Below are 26411 nucleotides of genomic sequence, written 5' to 3'. Positions count from 1 at the left end.
AATTCTAAGGAGTGTATTTTTATACGTAGGTGATAGATGTCTCAAAAATATCAGCGACATATAATCGTCAAATATTCGTGTCAGATAATGTTGTTTATTACGCAATAACTATTTGATTTATAGTTTATGTCTCTGTTGTAAAAGTCACACCGGATAGCATGAAATTAATGAAACTTCGAATGGGAATAATCTCTCGCAAAGACAACTTACTGCCAGTAAATGAGGGTGTTACCGTTGAAACAGCAACATATATTGACATCACAATAGCGGTTCTGACATATGGGCCATATTTGAGATCTGCATCACTCGTTCTCGATTTCTTTTTTTATAGACTGCTTCAGGCGTGTTTTCTTTAGCACGAAATATATTTATGGTATTAATATTATAATGAGTGTGAATAATTTTCTACGATAAAACGATGTTAATGGAAGAAATATAAGACAAATCGAATATATATAGTGCAATTAATTCAGGCTGTATTCCGCAGCCGGGTCTATCGGCAAATATATCGTAATCAGACCGTGCGATAACTCAAAGGAGTTGAAATGAAAAGAACAGTCGTTGCCAGTATGATAGGGTTGGCGCTATGCGCTGGAAGCGTATTATCAACCGCGCAAGCGGCAACCGCAAAGCGTCCTAACTTAGTCATTATTCTGGCAGATGATTTAGGGTATGGCGATCTCGCCACCTACGGGCACCGCATCGTTAAAACACCTAACATAGACAAACTGGCGCAGGAGGGGGTGAAGTTTACCGACTATTATGCGCCAGCGCCTCTGTGTTCTCCTTCCCGCGCGGGCCTGTTAACCGGTCGTATGCCGTTCCGTACCGGAATCCGTTCCTGGATACCGGAAGGCAAAGATGTTGCGCTGGGGCGTAATGAACTGACTATCGCCAACCTGTTAAAACAGCAGGGCTACGATACGGCGATGATGGGGAAATTACACCTGAATGCGGGCGGCGATCGCACCGATCAGCCGCAGGCGAAAGACATGGGCTTTGACTATACGTTGGTTAATCCGGCGGGATTTGTCACCGATGCTACGCTGGACAACGCCAAGGAGCGCCCGCGCTATGGCGTGGTGCATCCTACGGGGTGGATTCGTAATGGCCAACATATTGGCCGCGCAGATAAGATGAGCGGCGAGTTTGTGAGCTCTGAAGTGGTGAACTGGCTGGATAATAAAAAAGACGATAATCCGTTCTTCTTATATGTCGCCTTTACCGAAGTCCATAGCCCGCTGGCGTCGCCGAAAAAATACCTTGATATGTATTCGCAGTACATGACCGACTACCAGAAGCAGCATCCGGATCTGTTCTACGGCGACTGGGCAGACAAACCGTGGCGCGGCACTGGCGAATATTACGCCAATATCAGCTACATGGATGAGCAGGTCGGTAAAGTGCTGGATAAAATTAAGGCGATGGGCGAGGAAGATAACACCATCGTCATCTTTACCAGCGACAACGGCCCTGTCACGCGTGAAGCGCGTAAGGTATACGAGCTGAACCTGGCCGGGGAAACCGACGGTCTGCGCGGGCGTAAAGACAACCTGTGGGAAGGCGGCATTCGCGTACCGGCAATCATCAAATACGGCAAGCACATTCCACAGGGGATGGTAACGGACACGCCGGTATATGGTCTTGACTGGTTGCCGACGCTGGCCAACATGATGGACTTTAAACTTCCGACCGATCGTACCTACGACGGTCAGTCTTTAGTTCCGCTCCTGAAGGACAAGACGTTAAAACGCCAGAAACCGCTGATCTTCGGTATCGATATGCCGTTCCAGGATGATCCGACGGATGAGTGGGCGATCCGCGACGGCGACTGGAAGATGATCATCGATCGCCAGAATAAACCTAAATATCTCTATAACCTGAAAACCGATCGTTTCGAGACGCTCAATCAAATTGGTAAACAGCCGCAGATTGAGAAACAGCTTTACGGTAAGTTCCTGAAGTATAAAAAGGATATTGATAACGATTCGCTGATGAAAGCCCGTGGCGATAAGCCGACGCCTGTCACCTGGGGCTAATGGAATAATTATAAAAAATTAAGTATGCCACTTAGGGCGATGCCCACCTGATCCGGTCACTCTGTGCCGGATCAGGTTCTTTTATTTCAGGGAAGGTAATGATGTTTGGGAAAAGTTGTCAGGTCATGGTTAAACCAACCGGATCGGTGTGTAACCTTGACTGTAAGTACTGTTTTTATCTGGAGAAAGAAAAGCTCTATCCGGATCGAAAAAACCATTACAAAATGTCGGAAGAGACCCTCGAACTCTTCATCAGGCAGCAGATTGCCGCACAGGATATTGATGAGGTCATTTTTGCGTGGCAGGGTGGGGAACCCACATTAATGGGCATCCCGTTTTATCGTAAAGCCGTTGAATTTCAGCAGCGCTATTGTGGCGGCAAAACCATCGTCAATACCTTCCAGACTAACGGCATCCTGATCAACGACGACTGGGCGACCTTCTTCCGGGAGCATGATTTTCTGGTTGGCGTCTCTATTGATGGCGATGCCGCGTTACACGATGAATGGCGAGTGACGCGCTCCGGAAAGCCGACGCATGAAAAAGTAGAAAATGCGGTGCGTTGTCTGGCGCAGCACGACGTGGAATTTAATACCCTCACGGTGGTTAACCGTACCAATATGCACCATCCTGTTCAGGTCTATCGCTACCTGAAAAGCATTGGTAGCCGCTATATGCAATTTATCCCTTTAGTTGAACGATGCGGGGAAAATGGGCTGGCGCAGCCGCAGGATAAACACATCGCGATGACGCCGTGGTCGGTCGATAGCCTGCAATTTGGTCAGTTTCTGAATGCGGTATTTGATATCTGGATCCGTGAGGATATCGGCGATATCGGCATCCAGCTATTTGAACAGACGCTGGCGGCCTGGTGCGGCCTGCCGCCGCAGGTTTGCGTTTTTGCTCCCACCTGCGGCAGCGCGTTTGCGATGGAAATGAACGGCGATGTTTATAATTGCGATCACTTCGTATATCCGCAATTTAAACTGGGGAATATCCACCAGAAGACGCTGCGTCAAATGAATCAGGGCGAACAAAATCGCCAGTTCGGCAGCGATAAACAGCGTTCAATGGCGCAGGAGTGCCATCGCTGTCAATGGAAGTTCGCCTGCTATGGCGGCTGTCCGAAACATCGTTTTTTACCCTCTGTGTCAGGCGCAACCAATCATAACTATCTGTGTGCAGGTTATCAGGCTTTTTTCTCGCATACCGCGACGGCGATGAGTGCCATGCGAACCCTGTATGAAAAAGGCATCTCACCTGCAGAAATAAAGTCAATATTTGTTTGAAGGTAGTATTCGCAGGGAGTGAATATGTTTTCTCACATTAATGTCGATGCTTGCAAAACGCCCGGCTGCAAAAATCTGGGGATTCTGGAGAGTCCAGACTATCTACCGCAAGGGAAAAATGTTCTCTGTCGAGCGTGCGGTTTTTTGTTCCCCATTATCTCAGCCAGATCGCTTAATCTTTTTCGCCAGGCGGCGAATCAATCCTGGAAAGGTCTGGTGAAGTCCTGTCCGCATTGTGGCGGGACGTCGCTGAAAAAATATGGTTTTTCCACTAAAGGTGAACGGCGTATGTATTGCCGCCAGTGTAATAAAACGTTCATCTCCTATACCGCTATCAGGGGCGACGCCAGACAAGAGAACCTTGCCACGTTGATTGGCGAAGGAGCGTCGCTAGTTGAAATACGGGCGGCGCTGGCGATAGACAGCACGGGTTTTAGCCGCGAATTACAAAAACTGTCCCGTCGTGCTAATCAAGCGGAACGCGATTTTGTGTTTCCCGCGTTTGACATCGCTATGAGCACGCGGGCGTTTCGCGTGAAATTTAACGGCGGCGACAGCAGCTTATACGTGTTGGTGACGGCGGAAGAAGAGAGCGGTAAGGTCGTCGCGATCTCAACGAATTACTCCGCACAACCGGTGGAGGCGGATTATCAGTATCATTCTGATTACGAAGAACGGCTCCCATCCGGCACGCTGGCGCATCTGGTGCAGCGAAAAGAGGCGCTGACCATGCGCCGCAATGTATTATTTGATGTAGATTACGGCCCCGCCATTTTATATAAAAACGATCCGGGGATGTTAGTAAAACCCGTATTACCTGCTTATCGACATTTTGAGTTGGTTCAGGCGTTGACGGATGAGCGCTCCCTGAATGTCCAGCATTATCTCGATCACGAATGCTTCATTCTGGGCGGCTGTATGATGGCGAATTTTAGCTATCTTCGTCAGGGTCGCTGCCATATTTCGTTTGTGCGTGAAAGAGGCGTTACGCCGCCCAAGCGCGATCTCCCTCCGCGGTTGTTTTTGAGCGGCGGAATTCGCAACAACGTCTGGCGTACATTTTCCACACGGGATTATGCGATGGCAGTATGCAATCTCACAGGAAATAAAAAGGTGAGTTTGTTACGTCATGCGACGTTAAATAGCGCGACGGCGTTTATTCGCTATGTTCACAACCATCCCTTCCTGCCGCATCTTAACCGGATGTCTCCTGGCAATGTTGTTGCCGTACTGGATTACCTAAAATTTGAATATAACGCTTCACGTAACTGAATTGCTAAAATAAAAAGTGTGATGAGGTGTTGTTGCGGTTTTTTATTCGGACGGCTTAAAAATCCAGAGTATTAATTTTCGTGGTCCCCATGAGGGGCGATGAGATTAATACACTGGAGATTTATCATGAATACGTTAACTGCAACGTCTGTTGTCCTTCCTGCGCCGCGTCCGGCGATTAATCAGGGTATCGATATCAATAATGAAATGGTGCTTAACCATACTGCTATTTATGAAAATTGCCTTGCGCAGGTCACGCAAGAGAATACGGTAGAAAATGCGCTGATGTTGTTAGACCCTTACGGCACGGCGCCTTTAAGCGCTTATGCTGGCGTCTGGAGTCTGGAACCGGCTGAGATCATAGTCACGGTCCAGGATGCGGCAAAAACGGCGATGCCGGTAGAACATCTTTACACCCTTACGCCAGGCGCAAATCTGTTGCCGGTTCTGGGGCTGGTAGCGGAGACTGAAAACCATATTGTCTTTTCTCAGGCAGATACGCCGCTTGCCGTCTATACGCTCACCACACAGCCGTTACCGCCGGTAGATTCCGCGGAAGTCGTATTAGGTTTTCCGATTATCAACGTGACGCAACCTGCTACCGATGCGGACAAGATGGCGCCAGGGTTTTATTTTATTACGCATTTCGATCGCTATAATTACGCATTAGATCAGAATGGTCTGGTGCGCTGGTACGTTACTCAGGATTATCCGTCTTATAATTTTGTTCGAATTGATAATGGCCATTTCCTCACCACTTCAGAAGCGAAAAATACCTATCTGGATATGTATGAGTTCGACATGATGGGGCGTCTTCACACATTCTATAATCTCGATAATCAATTTCACCATTCTATCTGGCCGTGGGATAGCAATACCATTGTTGCGCCCTCTGAATATACCTCGGGTCGGCCCGACGATTTGAAAACCAATGAAGACGGCGTATCGGTTGTCGATCTGACTACCGGGCTGGAGACCGCTTACTACGATATGGCGAAAGTGCTGGATACGACGCGGGTTTCCCGTCCTTCAGGTACGGCGCCGGGAGAAGACCCGACGGTTAAAGACTGGCTGCACATAAACCAGAGCTACGTGAATGAGACGAATCAGTTGTTAATTGCGTCCGGGCGTCATCAGAGCGCGGTGTTTGGCGTCGATCTACAAACGCAAGCGCTACGCTTTATTTTGTCAACGCATGAAGACTGGGACGACGCTTATCAGCCTTATCTTTTAACCCCGGTCGACAGTGAAGGTGTGGCGCTTTACGACTTTAGCAAACAGGAGGATATCGACGCGGCTGACCGTGACTTTTGGACGTGGGGCCAGCATAACGTCGTTGAAATCGCCAATAATACGCCGGGTATAGTGGAGTTTATGGTATTTGATAACGGTAATTACCGTTCACGTGATGACAGCAAAAGCCTGTTACCGCCGGATAACTACAGTCGCATTGTCCATTTCGTGGTGAATATGAATGAGATGACCGTTATGCGGCCATTTGAATACGGCAAGGAGCTGGGCGCGCGTGGCTACAGTAGCTGCGTTAGCGCGAAAGCGATCCAACAGAATGGCAATATTGTGGTGCATTTTGCCGACTGCACGTTTGATGAAAATGGCCGCGCCATCTCTTGCCAGCCTGGCGAGAGCGATATTATCGATCCGCAGGCGGGCAGTGAGGCGATGGGGCTGCTAATTTTACAGGAGATTGCGCCTACGGAGAAAACCGTGCTTTTTGAAGCGACCATGACGTCAGGTTACTACAAAAACGCGGAAACGAACGGGGAAGGCTATCGCTACGATATTACCAGTTTCCGGGTGTATAAAATGGATCTGTACGCGTAGCGGTCTATCATCAATGACTGACTGCACTAAAAAAGTCCGGCGTAAGTCGGACTTCATTTCGTAAAAAACGAGCTATTCATCATATATAATCTAATTTTAACGATGAGTCAGGCGAGGTAAGATAGTAGATTCGAAGAATTCACCTGATTGAGAGAATAAAAAGTGAAACATCTGCACCGATTTTTTAGCAGCGATGCCTCTGGGGGCATCATTCTCATCATCGCCGCTGCGCTGGCTATGCTGATGGCCAATATGGGCGCGACCAGTGGATGGTATCATGATTTTCTGGAGACGCCGGTTCAGCTACGGGTTGGGGCGCTTGAAATCAACAAAAACATGCTGCTGTGGATCAACGATGCGCTGATGGCCGTGTTTTTCCTGTTGATTGGCCTGGAAGTTAAGCGCGAACTGATGCAAGGCTCGTTAGCCAGTCTGCGCCAGGCTGCTTTTCCGGTGATTGCCGCCATCGGCGGGATGATTGTACCGGCATTGCTCTATCTGGCCTTTAACTACTCCGATCCGGTCACTCGCGAGGGCTGGGCTATTCCTGCCGCGACGGATATCGCCTTTGCGCTGGGCGTGTTGGCGCTGTTGGGCAGCCGGGTTCCGCTGGCGCTGAAAATTTTCCTGATGGCGCTGGCGATCATCGATGATCTCGGCGCCATCGTTATTATCGCACTGTTTTATACCAGCGATCTTTCTATCGTCTCGCTGGGCGTGGCGGCGTTCGCGATTGCCGTGCTGGCGCTGCTGAACCTGTGCGGCGTCAGACGGACGGGGGTATATATTCTGGTCGGGGCAGTGCTGTGGACGGCGGTACTGAAGTCCGGCGTTCACGCGACGCTGGCAGGCGTCATTGTCGGCTTCTTTATTCCGCTGAAAGAAAAACACGGTCGCTCGCCGGCGAAGCGTCTGGAGCATGTTCTGCACCCGTGGGTTGCGTACCTGATCCTGCCGCTCTTCGCTTTTGCGAATGCCGGCGTTTCTCTTCAGGGCGTCACGATTGACGGTCTGACCTCCATGCTGCCGCTGGGAATTATTGCCGGTCTGCTGATTGGTAAGCCGCTGGGGATTAGCCTGTTTTGCTGGCTGGCGCTGCGTTTCAAGCTGGCGCATCTGCCGCAGGGGACCACTTATCAGCAAATCATGGCGGTCGGCATTTTGTGTGGCATTGGCTTTACGATGTCCATCTTTATCGCCAGCCTGGCATTTGGCAATGTCGATCCGGAACTTATTAACTGGGCGAAATTGGGCATTTTGATTGGTTCATTGCTCTCCGCAGTGGTCGGGTATAGCTGGTTGCGCGCGCGTTTGAACGCGCCGGCATAACCAGTACGAAGGAAAGGGGGGAGCGATGTATCGCTCCCTTGCGACATTGAACAGGGAGAGGAATGAGCATGTCTCATATTAACTACAACCATCTTTATTACTTCTGGCATGTCTATAAAGAAGGTTCTGTCGTGGGTGCCGCAGAGGCGCTTTTTCTGACGCCGCAAACCATTACTGGTCAAATTAAAGCCCTGGAAGAGCGTTTACAGGGGAAGCTATTTAAACGTAAGGGACGCGGTCTTGAGCCCAGCGAACTGGGCGAGCTGGTTTTTCGCTATGCGGATAAAATGTTTACGCTAAGCCAGGAGATGCTGGATATCGTCAATTACCGCAAAGAATCAAACCTGTTGTTTGACGTCGGCGTCGCCGATGCTTTATCCAAGCGTCTGGTCAGCAGCGTTCTGGATGCGGCGGTGGTGGTGGACGAACCCATACATCTGCGTTGCTTCGAGTCCACGCACGAAATGTTGCTCGAACAGCTCAGCCAGCACAAGCTGGATATGATTATCTCCGACTGCCCGATAGATTCCACGCAGCAGGAGGGGCTATTCTCAGTCAAAATCGGCGAATGCAGCGTCAGTTTCTGGTGTACGAATCCGCTTCCTGAAAAAGCGTTCCCTGCCTGCCTGGAAGAGCGACGTTTGCTGGTGCCGGGACGGCGCTCGATGCTGGGGCGTAAATTGTTGAACTGGTTTAATTCGCAGGGGTTGCAGGTTGAGATCCTCGGTGAATTTGATGACGCGGCCTTAATGAAGGCGTTTGGCGCGACGCACGATGCGATTTTTGTGGCGCCGAGCCTTTATTCGCTGGATTTTTATGCCGATGAGTCGGTAATAGAGATTGGGCGCGTGGAGAATGTCATGGAAGAATATCATGCGATTTTTGCCGAGAGAATGATCCAGCATCCGGCGGTGCAGCGTATTTGCAATGCGGACTACTCGGCATTGTTTAAGCTACAGTAGACGTACCTACCGTAATACTTCCGGCTGCGGAACTAGCCCGCAGCCGGAATCATTCTACAAGTTCAGCAGGCTACGGTACTGCCCACCTTCGCGGATAAACACCGGAATTCTGTTCAGTGGCGTAGCGTAATGCAGCGTCTGCCCTCCTGAATAGCTTTCACCGGTCGCAAGATCCGTCCATGTTTCCCCTTCTGGTAGCCAGATATCACGTTCGCGCATACCTTCATGCATGACGGGGGCGATCAGCAGGTCAGGACCAAAACAATACTGGTCGGTGATTGCCCAACTTGTTTCCTGTTCGGGGAATTCAAAGAACAGGGGGCGCATCACTGGCGTATTGTGCTTATGGGTTTCCTCCATCAGCGCTTTGATATAGGGCTTGAGTTTTTCTCGCAACGCCAGGCAACCTGTCAGTACCTCGCATACTTCCTCACCGTAGCTCCAGACCTCGTTCGGCGCACCTGTAGGGCACTGGGCGATACCATCCCGGTATGGTTGTGCGGGTAAAATCTGCGGATCGCGGTTGCCGTGCAGACGCATCACCGGGCTAAAGACGCCCCACTGGAACCAGCGAATCAGCAATTCATGGAATTTCGGGTCGTGAATATTACCGCCATGGAAACCGCCGATATCCGTCGTCCACCACGGTATCCCCGCGATTCCCATATTGAGTCCGGCGGCAAACTGGTTGCGTAGCGATCTAAACGAGGAGTGAATATCACCTGACCAGACCAGTGCGCCGAACTTCTGACTGCCGGCCCAGGCGCAGCGTAGCAGGTTGATAACCTGGTCTTCGCCATCGGCTTTCATGCCGTCAAAAAAGGTTTTAGCGTACATACGTGGGTAGATATTGCCCACTTCCAGTACCGGCCCGGCATGGTAGCGATAGTTGTCGTAGTCGTAAACGCTGAACTCAGGTTCGGCTTCATCTAACCAGAATAACTTCACGCCTTTATCGTAATAGTTGCGTTTGGCTTTGCCCCAGACGTAGTCGCGCGCGCCCGGATGAGTCGCATCAAAGTAAGTGGTATTGCCGAGGAAATCCATATTGATCGGCAAGCCACGTTCCGTTTGTACCAGCCAGCCGTTTTCGCGCATCTCCCGATAGCTTTCGGTACGGTTATCCACCGTCGGCCAGACGGAGACCATCAGCTCAATTCCCAGCGATTTCAGCTCGGCAATCATGGCATCAGGATCGGGCCAGTCGCGCGCATCGAACATCCAGTCACCCTGATTCGGCCAGTGAAAGAAGTCGATTACGATCACTGAGATAGGCAGATTGCGGCGCTTATATTCGCGGGCGACCTCCAGCAGCTCTTCCTGCGTACGATAACGGAGTTTGCACTGCCAGAAGCCCATGGCGTAGTCCGGCATCATCGGCGGCGTGCCGGTAGCCAGCGCGTAAGCCCGGCTAATTTCTGCCGGGGTATCGCCAGCCGTGATCCAGTAGTCTAACTGTTCGCTGACCTGCGCTTCCCATTCGGTAACGTTTTGGGCAAAGGTTACGCGTCCGACTGCCGGGTTGTTCCATAAAAATCCGTAGCCCAGACTGGAGAGCATAAACGGTACTGAGGCCTGGGAGTTACGTTGCGCCAGCTCAAGCACGCATCCTTTGAGATCCAGGTTGGCCTGTTGATACTGCCCCATACCATAAATTTTTTCCCCTTCGGTGGCTTCGAAGCGGGCTTTCAGTGAATATTTCCCACCCTGAATAGGGCGGAACTCGCGTCCCTCAAGGTTGAGTGCGCTGACGTACTGGCCGTGAGATGATTCATCCTCGCCAATTTCGCCCCGCAGGCGCCAGAACTCCTGCAACAGGGGTTTGTGTGGATGGCGGTAAAAGGTAACCTGTCCTTTTTGATTGACGATAGCGATAATTTTGCCGTTGGTCAGCGTTGCCTGGTGGTGCTCATAATCAATGTGGCACTGGCTTTTTGCGACTGGCTCAGTCAATGCCCAGTCTTCATTTCTCATTACCGGCAGATGACGGCCGCTGCGTACGCGCAGGCTGTTCTCGCCCCAGGGTTCAATCCATAAATAGCGATCGTTTTGCTGCCAGACCAGACGACGCGGGTCTTGTTGCATAAATGGCATGGTGGTGCCTCCCATATTCGAGGGTGAAGGTAAAGAACGTTATGAGTTGACGGTTTCCAGATCGTGGCGAATCTTCTCTTCCATCGCTTCGTATTTGCGAAAGAAAAGTAGTGGGATCGCTGCGAGCGCGAAGAGCAGGGCGGGTGCCCAGATAAAGGCCCAGATAATTCCCTCCAGACCCGCAGCACTCTGAGCATGGTTGGGGACATAGCCAAAACTGTTCATGATCCAGGCGGCGAAAGCGGTGCCGAGGCCACTACCCATCTTGATGCAGAAGGTACTGCCGAAGGCGATAAGAATGCCGGTAGCCTTAATACCGGTCTTCCAGGCGCCGAAATCAACGGCGAAGCCCAGCATGGCAAACGGCATTGAGCAGGCGATACCGCTGCCGATATTGCCGAGTATCCAGGCGGCGATGAGGAAAGTAATGTTGTCCGCTGCCAGCCACATCATGACGCCGCCAAACGTGGCGACCAGCAGACCGCCTATCCATATCCAGGTTTTAGCCAGGTATTTGCTAAAGAAGGGGATAGCGATGATAAACAGGATCTGAATCGTCGCCAGGCTGTTAATCAGCGGTACCAGATCTTTACGGTCGAGGTTGTAGGTCAGATAATAGACAATGGTCGTGTTGCGCTGCTGTAGGGCAATCCAGAAGATCAGATTAGCCAGCACCATCAGGATCCACGGCCAGTTACCTTTCATCGCCGCGAAACTTTTTTTCATCGGCAACTTAGGTTCATGCTGTATTTTATCCGTATCCATTTCACGAATGTTTTTAAACGCAAAGAGCGTTAGCGCGCAGGATATAATGGCAAACGTAATTGCCGTATAAATAAAACCAGCGTGATCATCACCGTTACCTAAAAAAGCGACTAACGGCAAGGCGGTCGCGTTCATTAATAAAACCCCAATTTGCCCACCGGTCATTCGCCAGGAATTTAAAACCAGTCTTTCCTTGGGAGATAAGGTCATCAGGGGTAATATTGCACTGAGTGGTGTATTAAGTCCGGTAAATAGAATGCTGGCAATCATATAAGATATTGCTGCATAGATGGCTTTTCCTGTCATACTGATATCAGGAGACCAAAATGACAGCGCACTGAATACCGCAAAAGGCAGCGGTAACCATAAAAACCAGGGACGACATTTACCGTAGCGTGAACGCGTTTTATCGATGATGATCCCCCATATGGGGGCATCTATGCCATCGATAATACGCGCCAGCAGCAGGATAACGCCTGCTACGGCAAGGCTAATGCCCGCAACGTCTGTGTAGAAATATAAAATGTACGTTGAACCGAAGCAGTACAGCAGATTACCCGCCACATCCAAAGAGCCGTAGCTAATACGCTGTAGTAAAGACAATGATGCTGACCCGGAAGGCTGGGTATCCTCAATGACAGAACTCATAATGATAACTCCGATATTGGTACGATACGCCCAGAAAAACAACCTCTACTTTCTAAGCAAGTTTTAAATATTATTTTTATGTCGTTTCTGAATTTAACCTCAGATTAAAATGAGTGAGTAAGGTGTACATGAAAAGTAGTTAACCCGACGGCATCAATCAATTATCAAATCTTACATCAGGATTGCGTTTATTAGTTTTTGAATGAGCGATGTTTTTATTTGCTAAGATGGTCACAATTTTTTCAGTAATGAAATAAAAAAAGGAAAACAGTGAAAGAAAATAACTTTCAAGTATTATGTGACTAAGGGAGGGATAGCTGAAAAAATAGGCTGATTAGTAAGAGCGTGAACGAGTGAGGTCAGCGCCAGCGGTTGACGAGCAAAACGGCAGATAGCAGGCATAAAAAAACCCGCTTTACGCGGGTTTTTCTACAAAGCTGATAACAAGCAGGCGATTAAGCCAGTTTGTTGATCTGTGCAGTCAGGTTAGCTTTATGACGTGCAGCTTTGTTTTTGTGGATCAGACCTTTAGCAGCCTGACGGTCCACGATCGGTTGCATTTCGTTAAATGCTTTCAGTGCAGCAGCTTTGTCGCCAGCTTCGATAGCTGCGTATACTTTCTTGATGAAAGTACGCATCATAGAGCGACGGCTTGCGTTGTGCTTACGAGCCTTTTCAGACTGAACGGCGCGCTTCTTAGCTGATTTGATATTAGCCAAGGTCCAACTCCCAAATGTGTTCTATATGGACAATTCAAAGGCCGAGGAATATGCCCTTTTAGCCTTCTTTTGTCAATGGATTTGTGCAAATAAGCGCCGTTTAAATTGCAGCACTCGTTGCGTAGTGATGGCGCAGGATTCTACCAGCTTGCGTGCTGTGAATACAGCCTTTCCATGAGAAAAATTGCATTAAGCGGCGGGTTTTGGGGCGGAGTTTGCCGCATGGCGATGAAAAGCATCTTCTTTATGTTTCATCAGGGCAATAGTCGGTTAACCTTGACCGCTGTACAAGGTATACTCTTGCGATTTTCACTGTTTTGAGTCAGACATGAAGCTGATACGCGGCATACATAATCTCAGTCAGGCCCCGCATGGGTGTGTGCTGACCATTGGTAATTTCGACGGCGTACATCGGGGGCATCGCGCTCTACTGCAGGGTTTGCAGGAAGAAGGACGCAGACGCGGTCTGCCGGTGGTGGTCATGATTTTCGAACCGCAGCCGCTGGAGCTGTTCGCGACGGATAAAGCGCCCGCTCGCCTGACGCGCCTGCGTGAAAAACTGCATTACCTTGCGCAGTGCGGCGTGGACTATGTGCTGTGCGTGAAATTCGATCGCCGCTTTGCCGCTTTGACGGCGCAAACGTTTATCAGCGAACTGCTGGTGGAGCGACTTGGCGTGCAATTTCTTGCCGTCGGCGATGATTTCCGCTTTGGTGCTAGCCGCGCGGGCGATTTCTTGTTATTACAGAAGGCGGGGGCGGAGTATGGTTTTGCGGTTTCCAGCACCCAAACCTTTTGTGAAGGCGGCGTGCGTATCAGTAGTACCGCAGTGAGACAGGCGCTGGCGGAGGATAACCTGGCGCTTGCCGAAAGCCTGCTGGGACATCCCTTTACTATTTCCGGGCGTGTCGTTCATGGCGACGAGCTGGGACGTACCATTGGCTTCCCGACGGCGAACTTACCGCTGCGCCGTCAGGTCTCCCCGGTCAAAGGGGTCTATGCGGTGGAAGTCACCGGGCTTGGCGATAAGCCGTTACCCGGCGTAGCGAACATTGGCACTCGTCCAACGGTGGCTGGCGTGCGTCAACAACTGGAAGTGCATCTGCTGGACGTTGTAATGGACCTCTACGGTCGCCATATAGATGTAATACTGCGTAAAAAGATACGTAATGAGCAGCGATTTGCGTCGCTTGATGAGCTAAAAGCGCAAATCGCACGCGATGAGTTAACGGCCCGCAAGTTTTTTGGGCTAGCCGGGCAGGTGTAACCCTGACAGTGTTTATCAAACCGAAATACGGAACCGAGAATCTGATGAGTGACTATAAATCGACCCTGAATTTGCCGGAAACAGGGTTCCCGATGCGCGGCGACCTCGCCAAGCGTGAACCGGGAATGCTGGCGCGTTGGACCGATGATGATCTGTACGGCATCATTCGTGCGGCCAAAAAAGGCAAAAAAACCTTCATTCTGCATGATGGCCCTCCATATGCGAATGGCAGCATTCATATTGGTCACTCAGTTAACAAGATTCTGAAAGACATTATCGTGAAGTCCAAAGGACTGTCGGGATTTGACTCGCCTTACGTGCCGGGCTGGGACTGTCACGGTCTGCCTATCGAGCTGAAAGTCGAGCAGGAGTTCGGTAAGCCGGGCGAGAAATTCACCGCCGCTGAATTCCGCGCTAAGTGCCGCGAATATGCCGCTACGCAGGTTGACGGCCAGCGTAAAGACTTCATTCGTCTGGGCGTGTTGGGCGACTGGTCGCATCCGTACCTGACCATGGACTTCAAAACCGAAGCCAACATCATCCGCGCGCTGGGCAGAATTATCAAAAACGGTCATCTGCACAAAGGCGCTAAGCCGGTGCACTGGTGCGTTGACTGCCGTTCCGCGCTGGCGGAAGCGGAAGTTGAATATTACGACAAAACGTCACCGTCTATCGACGTGGCGTTCCGCGCCGTCGATCAGGATGCGGTGAAAGCGAAGTTTGGTCTGCCGGGCGTGAGCGGCCCTGTGTCGCTGGTTATCTGGACCACCACGCCGTGGACTCTGCCGGCTAACCGCGCCATCTCCCTGGCGCCGGACTTTGATTATGCGCTGGTGCAGATTGACGGCCAGGCGGTGATTCTGGCGAAAGATCTGGTTGAAAGCGTTATGCAGCGTATTGGCGCGGCTGAATACACCATTCTCGGTACCGTAAAAGGCGCGGAGCTGGAACTGCTGCGCTTTACCCATCCGTTTATGGGCTTTGACGTGCCGGCGATCCTCGGCGATCACGTCACCCTGGACGCAGGTACCGGCGCGGTACATACCGCCCCTGGTCACGGCCCGGATGACTACGTGATCGGTCAAAAGTATGGCCTGGAAACCGCTAACCCGGTTGGCCCGGACGGCGCTTACCTGCCAGGCACATATCCAACGCTTGACGGTGTTAACGTCTTCAAGGCGAACGATATCGTTATTGAACTGCTGAAAGAAAAAGGCGCGCTACTGCATGTCGAAAAAATGCAGCACAGCTATCCGTGCTGTTGGCGTCACAAAACGCCGATCATTTTCCGCGCGACCCCGCAGTGGTTCGTCAGCATGGATAAAGAAGGGCTTCGTCAACAGTCGCTGAAAGAGATCAAAGGCGTTCAGTGGATCCCGGACTGGGGTCAGGCGCGTATTGAATCAATGGTCGCTAACCGTCCTGACTGGTGTATCTCACGTCAGCGTACCTGGGGCGTACCGATGTCGCTGTTCGTGCATAAAGAAACGCAGGAGCTACTGCCGATTGAGCGTACTCTGGCAGCGATGGAAGAGGTGGCGAAACGCGTCGAAGTTGACGGTATCCAGGCGTGGTGGGATCTCGATCCGAAAGAGATCCTCGGCGAAGATGCTGATCAATACGAGAAAGTTCCGGATACGTTGGACGTTTGGTTTGATTCCGGTTCCACCAGTTACTCCGTGGTTGACGCACGTCCGGAATTCGCCGGTCACGCTGCCGATATGTATCTGGAAGGGTCTGACCAGCATCGCGGCTGGTTTATGTCCTCCCTGATGATTAGCGTGGCGATGAAAGGCAAAGCGCCATACCGCCAGGTACTGACTCACGGCTTCACCGTCGATGGTCAGGGGCGCAAAATGTCCAAGTCCATCGGTAACACCGTGTCGCCGCAGGATGTGATGAATAAACTGGGCGCGGATATCCTGCGTCTGTGGGTGGCGTCTACTGACTATACCGGCGAAATGGCGGTCTCTGACGAGATCCTCAAACGCGCCGCAGACAGCTATCGTCGTATCCGTAATACCGCGCGCTTCCTGCTGGCGAACCTCAATGGCTTCAATCCGGCCACCGATATGGTCAAACCGGAAGAGATGGTGGTGCTGGACAGGTGGGCGGTGGGCTGCGCGAAAACGGCGCAGCAAGAGATTCTGAAGGCATACGAAGCTTACGACTTCCATGAGGTGGTACAGCGCCTGATGCGCTTCTGCTCCGTTGAAATGGGCTCGTTCTACCTCGACATCATCAAAGACCGCCAGTACACCGCGAAGGCCGATAGCGTCGCGCGTCGTAGCTGCCAGACTGCGCTGTATCATATCGCAGAGGCGCTGGTTCGCTGGATGGCGCCGATCATGTCCTTCACGGCTGATGAAATCTGGGGCTACCTGCCGGGCGAGCGTGAAAAATATGTCTTCACCGGCGAATGGTACGACGGGTTGTTTGGCCTGGAAGAGAATGAAGAATTTAATGACGCATTCTGGGACGATGTCCGCTATATCAAGGACCAGGTCAACAAAGAGCTGGAAAATCAGAAAGCCAATGGCATCAAATCGAACCTGGAAGCAAAAGTGACGCTGAAATATGCTGACGATGCTAACGGTACGATCAAGAAGCTGAAACTGTTGGGTGAAGAGGTCAGATTTATCTTCATTACTTCCCAGTTCGTGATTTCTGAGCAAGCGGGGGGTATTGATGATGAAAATATTCAGTACAATGCTGGTAATACGACAGTTCAGGCAGTGGTAACGCGTGCCGAGGGTGATAAGTGTCCGCGCTGCTGGCACTACACTACTGATGTCGGCAAGGTGGCGGAACATGCAGATATCTGCGGACGCTGTGTCAGCAACATCGCCGGTAATGGCGAACAACGTAAATTTGCCTGATGAGTAAACCACTCTGTTCAACAGGACTACGCTGGTTATGGCTGGTAGTAGTCGTGCTGATTATCGATTTGGGCAGCAAATACCTGATCCTCCAGAATTTCGCTCTGGGGGATACGGTAGGGCTGTTCCCGTCGCTTAATCTGCATTATGCACGTAACTACGGCGCGGCTTTTAGCTTCCTGGCGGATAGCGGCGGCTGGCAGCGCTGGTTCTTTGCCGGGATTGCGATAGGGATCTGCGTAATTCTTTTGGTGATGATGTATCGCTCGAAAGCGACGCAGAAGCTGAATAACATCGCTTATGCGTTAATCATCGGTGGCGCGCTGGGGAATTTGTTCGATCGTCTGTGGCACGGCTTCGTTGTCGATATGATCGATTTTTACGTCGGCGACTGGCATTTCGCGACGTTCAACCTTGCCGATAGCGCGATCTGTATCGGCGCGGCGCTGATAGTACTGGAAGGCTTTTTGCCGAAGCCGACAGCGAAAGAACAGGCATAAGCGTAAATACCGGGTGGCGCTTATCCGGTTTTGTCGGCCTGATAAGCGCAGCGCCATCAGGCAAACGTGGTGCCGGATGGCGGTGAAAACGCCTTATCCGGCCTACGGTTTTATCGTTCTTTGTGCCTCCGGGCAAAACACGTGAGCAATTTGCATGTCTAAATCCGTACAGAGCAACAGCGCGATCCTCGTTCACTTCACCCTGAAACTGGATGATGGCTCAACGGCGGAATCTACCCGCAATAACGGCAAGCCAGCCCTGTTCCGTCTTGGCGATACCTCGCTTTCCGAAGGTCTGGAGCAGCAGCTTCTGGGGTTGAAAGAAGGGGAAAAGAAAGCGTTTTCGCTGGAGCCTGACGCCGCGTTTGGCGTCCCCAGTCCGGACTTAATCCAGTATTTCTCGCGCCGTGAGTTTATGGCGGCGGGCGAACCGGAAGTCGGGGCGATTATGCTTTTTACCGCAATGGATGGCAGCGAAATGCCTGGCGTGATTCGCGAAATCAACGGCGACTCGATTACCGTTGATTTTAACCATCCGCTGGCCGGGCATACCGTTCACTTTGATATTGAAGTGCTGGAAATCGATCCGGCGCTGGAGGCATAAACATGCAGATCCTGTTGGCCAACCCACGCGGTTTTTGCGCCGGGGTAGACCGCGCTATCAGCATTGTTGAAAATGCGCTCGCTATTTACGGCGCGCCAATTTACGTTCGGCACGAAGTCGTGCATAACCGCTATGTAGTGGACAGCCTGCGCCAGCGCGGGGCGATCTTTATAGAGCAAATTAGCGAAGTGCCGGATGGCGCCATTCTGATTTTCTCCGCTCATGGGGTTTCCCAGGCGGTGCGTAACGAGGCGAAAAGCCGCGATCTTACCGTTTTTGACGCCACCTGCCCGCTGGTGACGAAAGTCCATATGGAAGTGGCGCGCGCCAGCCGTCGCGGTGAGGAATCTATTCTCATCGGCCACGCCGGGCACCCGGAAGTGGAAGGCACCATGGGTCAGTACAGCAACCCGGAAGGGGGGATGTACCTGGTTGAGTCGCCAGAGGACGTCTGGACGCTGAATGTCAAAAATGAAGGCAAGCTCTCCTTCATGACGCAAACCACGCTTTCCGTGGACGATACGTCCGATGTGATTGATGCGCTGCGTAAACGCTTTCCGAAAATCGTCGGCCCGCGCAAAGACGATATTTGCTATGCCACTACTAATCGTCAGGAAGCGGTGCGGGCGCTGGCCGAGCAGGCTGACGTGGTGCTGGTGGTCGGCTCGAAAAACTCTTCTAACTCTAACCGGCTGGCGGAACTGGCCCAACGGATGGGAAGAACCGCGTTTCTTATCGACGATGCGGCGGATATCCAGGAGGCGTGGGTGAAAGAAGCCGCCTGCGTCGGCGTCACCGCTGGCGCTTCCGCGCCGGATATTCTGGTGCAGAATGTTATTGCGCGTCTGCGCGAGTTTGGCGGCGGCGAAGCCGTCACGCTTGAGGGGCGCGAAGAAAATATTGTTTTCGAAGTGCCGAAAGAGCTGCGTGTGGATGTTCGTGAAGTCGAATAAGATTTCACAATTCAGAAATCTGCCCGATGACGCTACGCTGACCAGATCTTAAGGATTTCTTTTGATATTCAATGTGCGACAGGAAAAATAAGGCGTAGTCGTCATCCGGTGCTAATGCCCCACCTTTTTGCTATTCATCTGAAAAACCAGCACAATCGTTGCTGGTTTTTGGGTTGTAATACCTACAGGGATAAGGGAAATGGGCAAAATAAAATATGGATTGCCAACGTTACTCGCCATCGGCTTTTGGATGGACGCGGCAAGCGCCACGGTGCTGGAGCTACCCGCCTGGGAGCGAAACTATACCGGGACTATCGCGGGGAAACCGGTAAACGTTAATATCACGCGATTTGGTAACTCTCTTAATGGATATTACTGCTATGAACCTTGCAATCAGCACAAGGCAGTGATTGTTCTACGCGGCTCACTCCAGGATAAAGAGGTGCATCTTGAAGAACGCGTGAAGGCGCTTTCGGGTTACTGGAATGCGGAAATCTCCAGTAGTGAGATTAAAGGCGAATGGACGTCCGCAGATAAAAAACGACATTTTCCTGTTGCCCTTATCTACCTCAAACCTAAAAACTCCCCTGATATTGTGCTGGTCACGAACACGAATGATGCAGGGGGTTACGACCCTTCCAAAGAGATTGATTGCGGCAATACGCCTGCCATTTCGGCGATAAAATTATACCGTGATGGTAAACTCATACAGACCTTAGATACCGCCTCGGTGGGCACTTGTAGCCCGTTTATGCCTCAATGGGGGGATGTCAATTTTGATGGCTACCCGGATCTGTCGATTGTAACAGAGCTACTTGCAGGGCCGGATGCTCCAGTACAAACATGGCTCTATGACCCCGCCAAACAGCGTTATGTTGATGCGCCAGCGTCTTATCAGGAAATCACTTCACCAGAGATCGATGCTGAACATAAACAGATTGTCAGCTATTGGCGCGGCGGTTGCTGCAGCCATGGCGTCAATGTGTATCGCTGGAAAGGAAAAACGATTGAACTGATCGATCGCGGTGAAAGCTACTTTCAGCCTGTGATCAGTAAAGGCAAAATGTATAACTGCTACATGATACCTTCCTACGCTGATGGGCGTATTATTTATCCGCTAGTACGTAAAAATGGTCATTTGACGCCGCCTTTTAGCCTTGATGAGACGTGTCAACCTTTTTGGCTAACCGGTAATGTTCGTACCGTGATTCAGGCAGAAAAACCCGGCGCTGAGCCCGAATCGCTTGAGATTCAGTGGCAGGAAAACAAAGCATCGCCAGGGCGTTTTTGCCCATTAGTTCCGTTTGTCGAAGGTAATAAGCTAAGTCCGCGTCTGGTGACGGATGACGATGTGCCTGATACCTGCATCAGTCGCGCTGAGTATGAAGATATAAAACAATAGGTCAGGAGAGCGTTAATGACAGCATCCCTACACATTATTCTTGATACCGATCCGGGCATTGATGACGCGGCTGCGATTGCCGCTGCGCTGTTCGCCCCTGAGCTGGATCTGCAACTAATAACCACCGTTGCCGGCAACGTTTCGGTCGAAAAAACCACCCGTAATGCGTTGCAGCTTCTGCATTTCTGGGACGCCGATGTGCCACTTGCACAAGGGGCCGCGACGCCGCTGCTGCGTCCGTTACGCGATGCGGCATACGTCCACGGCGAATCCGGTATGGAAGGCTATGATTTTGTCGACCATCAGCGCCAACCGTTGGCGAAGCCTGCGTTTATCGCTATCCGGGATGTGTTGATGAACGCCCCGGAGCCCATGACATTAGTGGCGATTGGGCCATTGACCAATATTGCGTTGCTACTAATGCACTATCCGGAGTGTGCGTGTAACATTCGCCGTCTGGTGTTGATGGGCGGTTCCGCAGGGCGCGGCAATTTTACGCCTAATGCTGAATTTAACATTGCTGTCGATCCGGAGGCCGCGGCGCTGGTGTTCCGCAGCGGTCTGGAGATTGTGATGTGTGGGCTGGACGTCACGAATCAGGCAATGCTCTCGCCAGATTTTCTAAGTAAACTGCCCGCGCTGAATCGCACCGGTAAGATGTTGCACAGCCTGTTCAACCATTATCGCAGCGGTAGTATGCGCACTGGCGTCCGGATGCACGATCTCTGCGCGATCGCCTGGCTGGTGCGTCCGGAGCTTTTTACCCTGCAATCCTGTTTTGTGGCCGTAGAAACGCAGGGGCAATATACCGCCGGTACCACGGTGGTGGATATTGAAGGGCGTCTGGGGCAGCCCGCCAACGCGCAGGTGGCGCTGGCGCTGGATGTGGACGGTTTTCGTCAGTGGGTGACTGAGGTGTTTGCCTATGCGCCGTAATTACATGTTGGCACCATAATCTCATACTTTGCCGCGATAGAGTCTCTCCGGCCTGCCCACTTTCCCGTAGCTGATCTCCGCTTCGAGAAAGTTATTTTTCACGCCTTGTTCCAGATAGCGTCGGGCAGTGGTTTTACTGCTGCCCAGAATTTGCGCCAGAGTGTCTGTTGTATGTACTGCCTGCGGGTCGGCGAATATTTGTCGTACCCGGTTGAAGGTGTTTTCATCAATTCCCCGCAGTCCGCTATTCGGTTCTGCGGTTTGTTCTTTGGCCTGGATATTAAATAAGGCATCAACGTGCGTCTGGTTTGCCTGCTCACTGGAACGTAATGAACTGCGGTAACGGGTAAACCGCTCTAGGGTATGTTGCAGGCGCTGATAATGTACCGGCTTAATCAGATAATCGAATACGCCCATGCGTAAGGCATCGCTGATGGTATCCATATGATTGTCGGCGGTAATGAAAATAATTCGCCCCGTGTAGTTGGTGCTGATGGTATGACGAATTAAATCGATCCCTTTGCCATCGGGTAAAAAATTATCCAATAGAATTAACTGTGGTTGATAGAGGCGTATTTGCTTCTTTGCACTTTCCAGTTTGTCTGCGATGCCGACGATTGAAAACTGGGGAAAAAGCTTGATGGTGTCCACCAGGATTTCCGCTAGCATCGGTTCGTCTTCAACGATGAGTGTCGTAATGCTATCCATGTTATTCTTCTCTGGTAAAAGGGATATAGAGGGTAAAAATGGTGCCAAAAGGATTATTGTTATCGACGATAATGTCACCATTGGCCTGCTTGACGTAGCTGTGCACCAACCATAATCCAATTCCGTGATCGCCGTTGTTGTGGGTGGTCACTCCACGCTCGAAAATATGCTGGCGGATATTTTCGTCAATACCACATCCCTGATCGGCAACTTCAATAATGACTTCATTACCTTCGCTATTGATCAGGCACTCAATCTGTCGCGAGCCTTCGCTATTGAGCAGGGTGGCGTTATAGGCGTTGTCCAATAAATTGCCAACAATCGAAATCCATTCATTATGCGAGAGCGATGACGGCAGGTGTTCAACAAAGCTTGAAGGATCGAAAATCAGCTCCAGCCCCAGCTCTTTTGCCCGATAATATTTACCGATTAATAGCCCCGCAAGGTGGTGGTCGCGGAAATTATGGGAAATAAAATCGAGTACTTTCTGGTGGCTTTCCGACTGCTGCTGAATCAGCGCCAGCGCATTATCGTAGCGCTTCAGGAACAGCAGTCCGGCAATGGTGGAAATAAGGTTGCGATGCTCATGCTGCACGGCGCGCAGGTTATCGGCGTATTGCCGCACCTGACTTAACTGCAGGCTGAGTGTATTGATATCGTCTTTGTTGCGAAAGCTAATAACCCAGCCCTGAGGCTGGTTGTCAATAATGACCGCCATGCGACTGGCGATGACTTTCATTTGGTTAAAGGTGACGATCTCATCTTTTTTGTTTTTTTGCGGCGCATCGTAAAAGAAGGCCTCCGGCAACACGACATGGTGGATTGCATAGCCAATGAGTTCAGACTCCGGTTGGCTCAGATTCAGTAAGCGGCGAGCCGTTTGGTTAATAGCGGTAATACGGTGATGGGAGTCAATGGCGATCAACCCTTCAAATACCGACTCAAACAACACGCTTTGCTGAATTAATAGTTGTGAAAGCTGCTGCGGCTCCATGTTAAGCATCTGCTTTTTAATATGCAGCGAGAAGCGGCGGGCGCAGTACAACAGTACCAGCAGCAGTAACGCCATCGGGAACAGCAACGAGCTGATTTGTAAGTTAAGCCAGCTCTCCAACTGTTCCAGAGTATAGCCGACGGAAACAATACCGATGACTTTACCGGTACTGTCCTGAATCGGGGATTTACCACGCAAGGAAGAGCCTAATGAACCTTTGCGCACCGATACGTAGCTTTTAGCATTATACAGCGCATCGTCGCTATCGCCGCCCTCCATATATTTGCCGATCTCATCCGGGTTAACGTGATACAGTCGCTGACCTTTTTCGTTGCCAACGGTAATGTAAGTCGCATCCGAAAACGAGCGCATTGGGTCAATCAGCGCTTTGATGCGTGGCAAATCATGCGCCTCTACGGCTTCAACTAATTCTGGCATAGCGGATATTTGCATTGCCTGAATAAGCGCACGTTGACCCACCTGATAATGCAGGCGCTCTTTCGTGATATCGGTCAGATACCAGGTGATTGCCAGCATCACGATGGTGGATGTAAACAGGATCAGTAGAAATATCCGGTTTTGAAACGAGTGTCTGGCAAACCAGTGTGTAATTTCCCGTATAAACATATTGGTATTTAGATATTTAATTACGGTATTTTCTTGCATTCGGCATCACCGGAACCTGAACCAGTTCATACTTACTTTTCTTTCAGAAAAAATTTGGATGAAAATGGGATACGACATGCGTATCCCATCCACTATTACATCGCCAGCACGTACTTCAGCATCACGCCCGCCGCAATGGCCGAACCGATAACCCCCGCCACGTTCGGGCCCATCGCGTGCATCAGCAGGAAGTTCTGCGCGTCTGATTCCAGGCCCACCTTGTTCGATACGCGGGCCGCCATCGGCACCGCCGACACCCCCGCCGAACCGATAAGCGGGTTGATTTTGTTCTTACTGCACAGGTTCAGCAGCTTCGCCATCAGCACCCCGGCCGCCGTCCCGATACCGAACGCAATCACACCCAGCAGCAGAATGCCCAGCGTCTGCGGCTGCAGGAACTTGTCCGCCACCAGCTTCGCGCCAACGGAAAGCCCCAGGAAGATGGTGACGATATTAATCAGCCCGTTCTGTACCGTGTCGCTCAGACGCTCCACCACGCCGCTTTCACGCATCAGATTGCCAAAGCAGAACATCCCCAGCAGCGGCGCGGCGTCCGGCAGCAGCAGCGCCACCAGCAGTAACAGCACCACCGGAAAGAGGATTTTTTCCCGCTTACTCACCGTACGCAGCTGCACCATGCGGATTTTGCGCTCTTTCTCGCTGGTCAGCGCGCGCATAATCGGCGGCTGGATTAACGGCACCAGCGCCATATACGAGTACGCCGCCACCGCAATGGCCCCCAGCAGCTCCGGCGCCAGCTTGCCCGACAGGTAAATGGCCGTCGGACCGTCCGCGCCGCCGATGATGCCTATCGCCGCCGCCTGCGGCAGGGTGAAGGAAATCAGGCCGAAGTAGTTCAGCGTCAGCGCCCCCAGCACGGTGGCGAAGATGCCGAACTGCGCCGCCGCCCCCAGCAGCAGGGTGCGCGGGTTGGCCAGCAGCGGGCCGAAGTCGGTCATCGCGCCGACGCCCATGAAGATGACCAGCGGTGCGACACCGGAGCCAATCGCCACTTTATAGAACAGCGCCAGCACCCCCGGCGTGTAGCCCATGTCCACCGCCAGGTTCTCCATCTGGCTCTGGACGGAGGGCAGCGCCAGCGCTAATGCCTCTTTAATCGCGTGCACGTCCGGCGCGCAGTTCAGCTTCGCGGCAATCACCGCCAGCTGCCCGGCGTCGTGATGGGCCAGCAGGCTCTCCAGCGCGGTCAGCGCCATGCCCGCTTCCGGGATATTGGAGAGCAGGCCGCCGAAGCCAATTGGCAGCAGCAGTAACGGCTCGAACTTCTTCGCTATCGCCAGCCACAGCAGCAGCAGGCTCACCAGCAGCATGATGGCCTGGCCTGCGCCAAGGTGCATCAGCCCCATGCCCTGAAGCAGGGCGTTCAGACTTTCCATTTCCGCTCCTCGTCCTTACGCCAGCGTCATCAGGGTGTCGCCGACGGAAACCGCGTCCCCGGACTTCACCGCGATACCGTGTACCGTCCCGGCCTGCGCGGCGCGGATTTCGGTTTCCATCTTCATGGCTTCCAGAATCAGCAGCACATCGCCTTCGGCCACGCTCTGGCCCTCGGTGGCAATCACCTTCCAGATATTGCCCGCCAGCGGGGCGGTGACCGGGGTGCCGGCGCCTGCCGGGGCGGCAGCCTGAACCGGTGCGGAAGACGGGGTGGCAGCAGTGAGCTGGCTGATATCGCCGCCGTCGCTGACCTTCACCACAAAGGCTTTGCCTTCCACTTCCACGGTGTAGATACCGGAAGCTGCAGGCTTCTCTGCTTTTGCCACCGGCTGCGCGGCTTCCGCCTGCGGTACCGGCTCAAACGCCGCCGGGTTGTGGCGGTTTTCGAGGAATTTGAGGCCAATCTGCGGGAACAGCGCCACGGTGAGCACGTCGTCGATGGCGTTTCCCGCCAGAGTAATCCCCTTCTCCTGCGCCTGGCGCCTGACGTCCGCTTCCAGTTCAGCCAGTTCCGGTTTGAGTAAATCCGCCGGACGGCAGGTCACCGGAGCGCCCCCTTCCAGCACGCGGATCTGTAGCGCGGCGTTGACCGGCACCGGCGTGTGGCCGTATTCGCCTTTCAGAATGCCGGCGGTCTCTTTGGCGATGGTTTTGTAGCGTTCGCCGGTCAGGACGTTGAGCACCGCCTGGGTGCCGACAATCTGCGAGGTCGGGGTCACCAGCGGGATAAAGCCGAGGTCCTCGCGCACGCGGGGGATTTCCGCCAGCACCTGGTCGAGTTTGTCCGCCGCGTTCTGCTGCTTCAGCTGGCCTTCCAGGTTGGTGAGCATTCCGCCCGGCACCTGGGCCACGAGGATGCGGCTGTCGTAGCCCTTCAGTTGGCCTTCAAAGGCGTGGTACTTTTTGCGCACCTCGCGGAAGTACGCGGCGATGCTCTCCAGCTTCAGGATATCCAGACCGGTGTCATGCTCAGTACCTGCCAACGTCGCCACCAGCGCTTCGGTGGCCGGGTGGCCGTAGGTGGCGCTCATGGAGGAAATCGCCGTGTCCACGCCGTCAACACCCGCCTCGATAGCCTTCAGCAG

21 protein-coding genes are annotated in these 26411 nt (G+C 52.3%); 14 read left to right on the top strand and 7 right to left on the bottom strand.

The genetic code is table 11. The annotated features are described in order from the left end of the window. Nucleotides 1-545: 545 nt before the first annotated feature. The 6 genes from ACLD4F_RS12960 to nhaR all read left to right on the top strand — a co-directional run bounded on the left by ACLD4F_RS12960 (nucleotide 546) and on the right by nhaR (nucleotide 8733). Entirely contained in the window at nucleotides 546-2039 is a 1494-nt protein-coding gene (locus tag ACLD4F_RS12960; protein ID WP_000831886.1) for a sulfatase, read from the top strand. 98 nt (nucleotides 2040-2137) lie between these two features. After that, nucleotides 2138-3328 (top strand): anaerobic sulfatase maturase, encoded by a 1191-nt coding sequence (locus ACLD4F_RS12955; RefSeq protein WP_024797417.1) that lies wholly within the window; start codon nucleotides 2138-2140, stop codon nucleotides 3326-3328. An 18-nt stretch (nucleotides 3329-3346) separates the two neighbouring features. Beyond that, the gene (locus ACLD4F_RS12950; protein WP_078057643.1) at nucleotides 3347-4600 is read left to right on the top strand and encodes a cytoplasmic protein; all 1254 of its coding nucleotides are present in this window, start codon (nucleotides 3347-3349) and stop codon (nucleotides 4598-4600) included. Between the two features lie 126 nt (nucleotides 4601-4726). Then, a complete protein-coding gene (locus ACLD4F_RS12945) occupies nucleotides 4727-6442 on the top strand; it encodes an aryl-sulfate sulfotransferase (protein ID WP_079944436.1) in 1716 nt (571 codons plus the stop codon). A gap of 162 nt (nucleotides 6443-6604) precedes the next feature. Then, on the top strand, nucleotides 6605-7771 hold the full coding sequence (nhaA, locus tag ACLD4F_RS12940) for a Na+/H+ antiporter NhaA (protein ID WP_000681340.1): 1167 nt from the start codon (nucleotides 6605-6607) through the stop codon (nucleotides 7769-7771). Between the two features lie 62 nt (nucleotides 7772-7833). Beyond that, on the top strand, nucleotides 7834-8733 hold the full coding sequence (gene nhaR / locus ACLD4F_RS12935) for a transcriptional activator NhaR (protein WP_000062872.1): 900 nt from the start codon (nucleotides 7834-7836) through the stop codon (nucleotides 8731-8733). Nucleotides 8734-8787: 54 nt separating this feature from the next. On the opposite strand, the gene ACLD4F_RS12930 is transcribed toward nhaR, so the two are convergent. The 3 genes from ACLD4F_RS12930 to rpsT form a co-directional block, all read right to left on the bottom strand. Next, nucleotides 8788-10827 (bottom strand): TIM-barrel domain-containing protein, encoded by a 2040-nt coding sequence (locus ACLD4F_RS12930; protein WP_023202431.1) that lies wholly within the window; start codon nucleotides 10825-10827, stop codon nucleotides 8788-8790. Between the two features lie 39 nt (nucleotides 10828-10866). Continuing rightward, nucleotides 10867-12240, bottom strand: coding sequence for an MFS transporter (locus ACLD4F_RS12925; protein ID WP_079944437.1), 1374 nt, complete (start codon nucleotides 12238-12240; stop codon nucleotides 10867-10869). A gap of 455 nt (nucleotides 12241-12695) precedes the next feature. Beyond that, nucleotides 12696-12959 (bottom strand): 30S ribosomal protein S20, encoded by a 264-nt coding sequence (gene rpsT / locus ACLD4F_RS12920; RefSeq protein ID WP_001518655.1) that lies wholly within the window; start codon nucleotides 12957-12959, stop codon nucleotides 12696-12698. Between the two features lie 105 nt (nucleotides 12960-13064). Here rpsT and ACLD4F_RS12915 point away from each other — a divergent pair, with 105 nt between their 5' ends. From ACLD4F_RS12915 to rihC, 8 genes are all read left to right on the top strand, one after another. Then, a complete protein-coding gene (locus tag ACLD4F_RS12915; protein WP_001726890.1) occupies nucleotides 13065-13280 on the top strand; it encodes a DUF2575 family protein in 216 nt (71 codons plus the stop codon). 7 nt (nucleotides 13281-13287) lie between these two features. Beyond that, on the top strand, nucleotides 13288-14226 hold the full coding sequence (gene ribF / locus ACLD4F_RS12910; RefSeq protein WP_000767311.1) for a bifunctional riboflavin kinase/FAD synthetase: 939 nt from the start codon (nucleotides 13288-13290) through the stop codon (nucleotides 14224-14226). A 44-nt stretch (nucleotides 14227-14270) separates the two neighbouring features. Then, nucleotides 14271-17105: an isoleucine--tRNA ligase gene (ileS, locus tag ACLD4F_RS12905; protein WP_001674865.1), complete on the top strand. Its 2835-nt coding sequence runs from the start codon at nucleotides 14271-14273 to the stop codon at nucleotides 17103-17105. Beyond that, nucleotides 17105-17605, top strand: a complete 501-nt coding sequence (gene lspA, locus ACLD4F_RS12900) for a signal peptidase II (protein ID WP_000042736.1) — start codon at nucleotides 17105-17107, stop codon at nucleotides 17603-17605. The genes ileS and lspA overlap by 1 nt, the downstream gene beginning before the upstream one ends. Before the next feature lie 154 nt (nucleotides 17606-17759). Continuing rightward, entirely contained in the window at nucleotides 17760-18209 is a 450-nt protein-coding gene (gene fkpB / locus ACLD4F_RS12895) for an FKBP-type peptidyl-prolyl cis-trans isomerase (RefSeq protein ID WP_000047269.1), read from the top strand. 2 nt (nucleotides 18210-18211) lie between these two features. Further along, nucleotides 18212-19162, top strand: a complete 951-nt coding sequence (gene ispH / locus ACLD4F_RS12890) for a 4-hydroxy-3-methylbut-2-enyl diphosphate reductase (RefSeq protein WP_001166428.1) — start codon at nucleotides 18212-18214, stop codon at nucleotides 19160-19162. Nucleotides 19163-19361: 199 nt separating this feature from the next. Then, nucleotides 19362-20564 (top strand): XAC2610-related protein, encoded by a 1203-nt coding sequence (locus tag ACLD4F_RS12885; protein ID WP_000516315.1) that lies wholly within the window; start codon nucleotides 19362-19364, stop codon nucleotides 20562-20564. A gap of 15 nt (nucleotides 20565-20579) precedes the next feature. Next, complete coding sequence (rihC, locus tag ACLD4F_RS12880; protein WP_411010873.1) at nucleotides 20580-21500, top strand: ribonucleoside hydrolase RihC; 921 nt, start codon at nucleotides 20580-20582, stop codon at nucleotides 21498-21500. A 21-nt stretch (nucleotides 21501-21521) separates the two neighbouring features. Here the strand turns inward: rihC and ACLD4F_RS12875 are convergent, their stop codons facing one another. The 4 genes from ACLD4F_RS12875 to ACLD4F_RS12860 form a co-directional block, all read right to left on the bottom strand. After that, nucleotides 21522-22208, bottom strand: coding sequence for a response regulator (locus tag ACLD4F_RS12875; RefSeq protein ID WP_134945045.1), 687 nt, complete (start codon nucleotides 22206-22208; stop codon nucleotides 21522-21524). 1 nt (nucleotide 22209) lies between these two features. Beyond that, on the bottom strand, nucleotides 22210-23829 hold the full coding sequence (locus ACLD4F_RS12870; RefSeq protein ID WP_080108443.1) for a sensor histidine kinase: 1620 nt from the start codon (nucleotides 23827-23829) through the stop codon (nucleotides 22210-22212). Nucleotides 23830-23963: 134 nt separating this feature from the next. Continuing rightward, a complete protein-coding gene (locus tag ACLD4F_RS12865; protein ID WP_000444885.1) occupies nucleotides 23964-25265 on the bottom strand; it encodes an oxalacetate decarboxylase subunit beta in 1302 nt (433 codons plus the stop codon). A gap of 15 nt (nucleotides 25266-25280) precedes the next feature. Continuing rightward, the coding region (locus ACLD4F_RS12860; RefSeq protein ID WP_411010872.1) for a biotin/lipoyl-containing protein at nucleotides 25281-26411 on the bottom strand (1131 nt) is incomplete at its 5' end.

The organism is Salmonella sp. 741265050_HSA (genome assembly GCF_046569445.1).
GTDB lineage: Bacteria > Pseudomonadota > Gammaproteobacteria > Enterobacterales > Enterobacteriaceae > Salmonella > Salmonella enterica.
This window is presented reverse-complemented; position numbering and strand designations above follow the sequence as displayed.

Bases quoted from the DNA above. Each gene is read 5' to 3' on its own strand.
- ACLD4F_RS12960 (WP_000831886.1), top strand. From the start codon at position 546: ATGAAAAGAACAGTCGTTGCCAGTATGATAGGGTTGGCGCTATGCGCT.
- ACLD4F_RS12955 (WP_024797417.1), top strand. From the start codon at position 2,138: ATGATGTTTGGGAAAAGTTGTCAGGTCATGGTTAAACCAACCGGATCG.
- ACLD4F_RS12945 (WP_079944436.1), top strand. From the start codon at position 4,727: ATGAATACGTTAACTGCAACGTCTGTTGTCCTTCCTGCGCCGCGTCCG.
- nhaR (WP_000062872.1), top strand. From the start codon at position 7,834: ATGAGCATGTCTCATATTAACTACAACCATCTTTATTACTTCTGGCAT.
- ACLD4F_RS12930 (WP_023202431.1), bottom strand. From the start codon at position 10,827: ATGCCATTTATGCAACAAGACCCGCGTCGTCTGGTCTGGCAGCAAAAC.
- ACLD4F_RS12925 (WP_079944437.1), bottom strand. From the start codon at position 12,240: ATGAGTTCTGTCATTGAGGATACCCAGCCTTCCGGGTCAGCATCATTG.
- ribF (WP_000767311.1), top strand. From the start codon at position 13,288: ATGAAGCTGATACGCGGCATACATAATCTCAGTCAGGCCCCGCATGGG.
- ileS (WP_001674865.1), top strand. From the start codon at position 14,271: ATGAGTGACTATAAATCGACCCTGAATTTGCCGGAAACAGGGTTCCCG.
- lspA (WP_000042736.1), top strand. From the start codon at position 17,105: ATGAGTAAACCACTCTGTTCAACAGGACTACGCTGGTTATGGCTGGTA.
- fkpB (WP_000047269.1), top strand. From the start codon at position 17,760: ATGTCTAAATCCGTACAGAGCAACAGCGCGATCCTCGTTCACTTCACC.
- ispH (WP_001166428.1), top strand. From the start codon at position 18,212: ATGCAGATCCTGTTGGCCAACCCACGCGGTTTTTGCGCCGGGGTAGAC.
- ACLD4F_RS12885 (WP_000516315.1), top strand. From the start codon at position 19,362: ATGGGCAAAATAAAATATGGATTGCCAACGTTACTCGCCATCGGCTTT.
- rihC (WP_411010873.1), top strand. From the start codon at position 20,580: ATGACAGCATCCCTACACATTATTCTTGATACCGATCCGGGCATTGAT.
- ACLD4F_RS12875 (WP_134945045.1), bottom strand. From the start codon at position 22,208: ATGGATAGCATTACGACACTCATCGTTGAAGACGAACCGATGCTAGCG.
- ACLD4F_RS12870 (WP_080108443.1), bottom strand. From the start codon at position 23,829: ATGTTTATACGGGAAATTACACACTGGTTTGCCAGACACTCGTTTCAA.
- ACLD4F_RS12865 (WP_000444885.1), bottom strand. From the start codon at position 25,265: ATGGAAAGTCTGAACGCCCTGCTTCAGGGCATGGGGCTGATGCACCTT.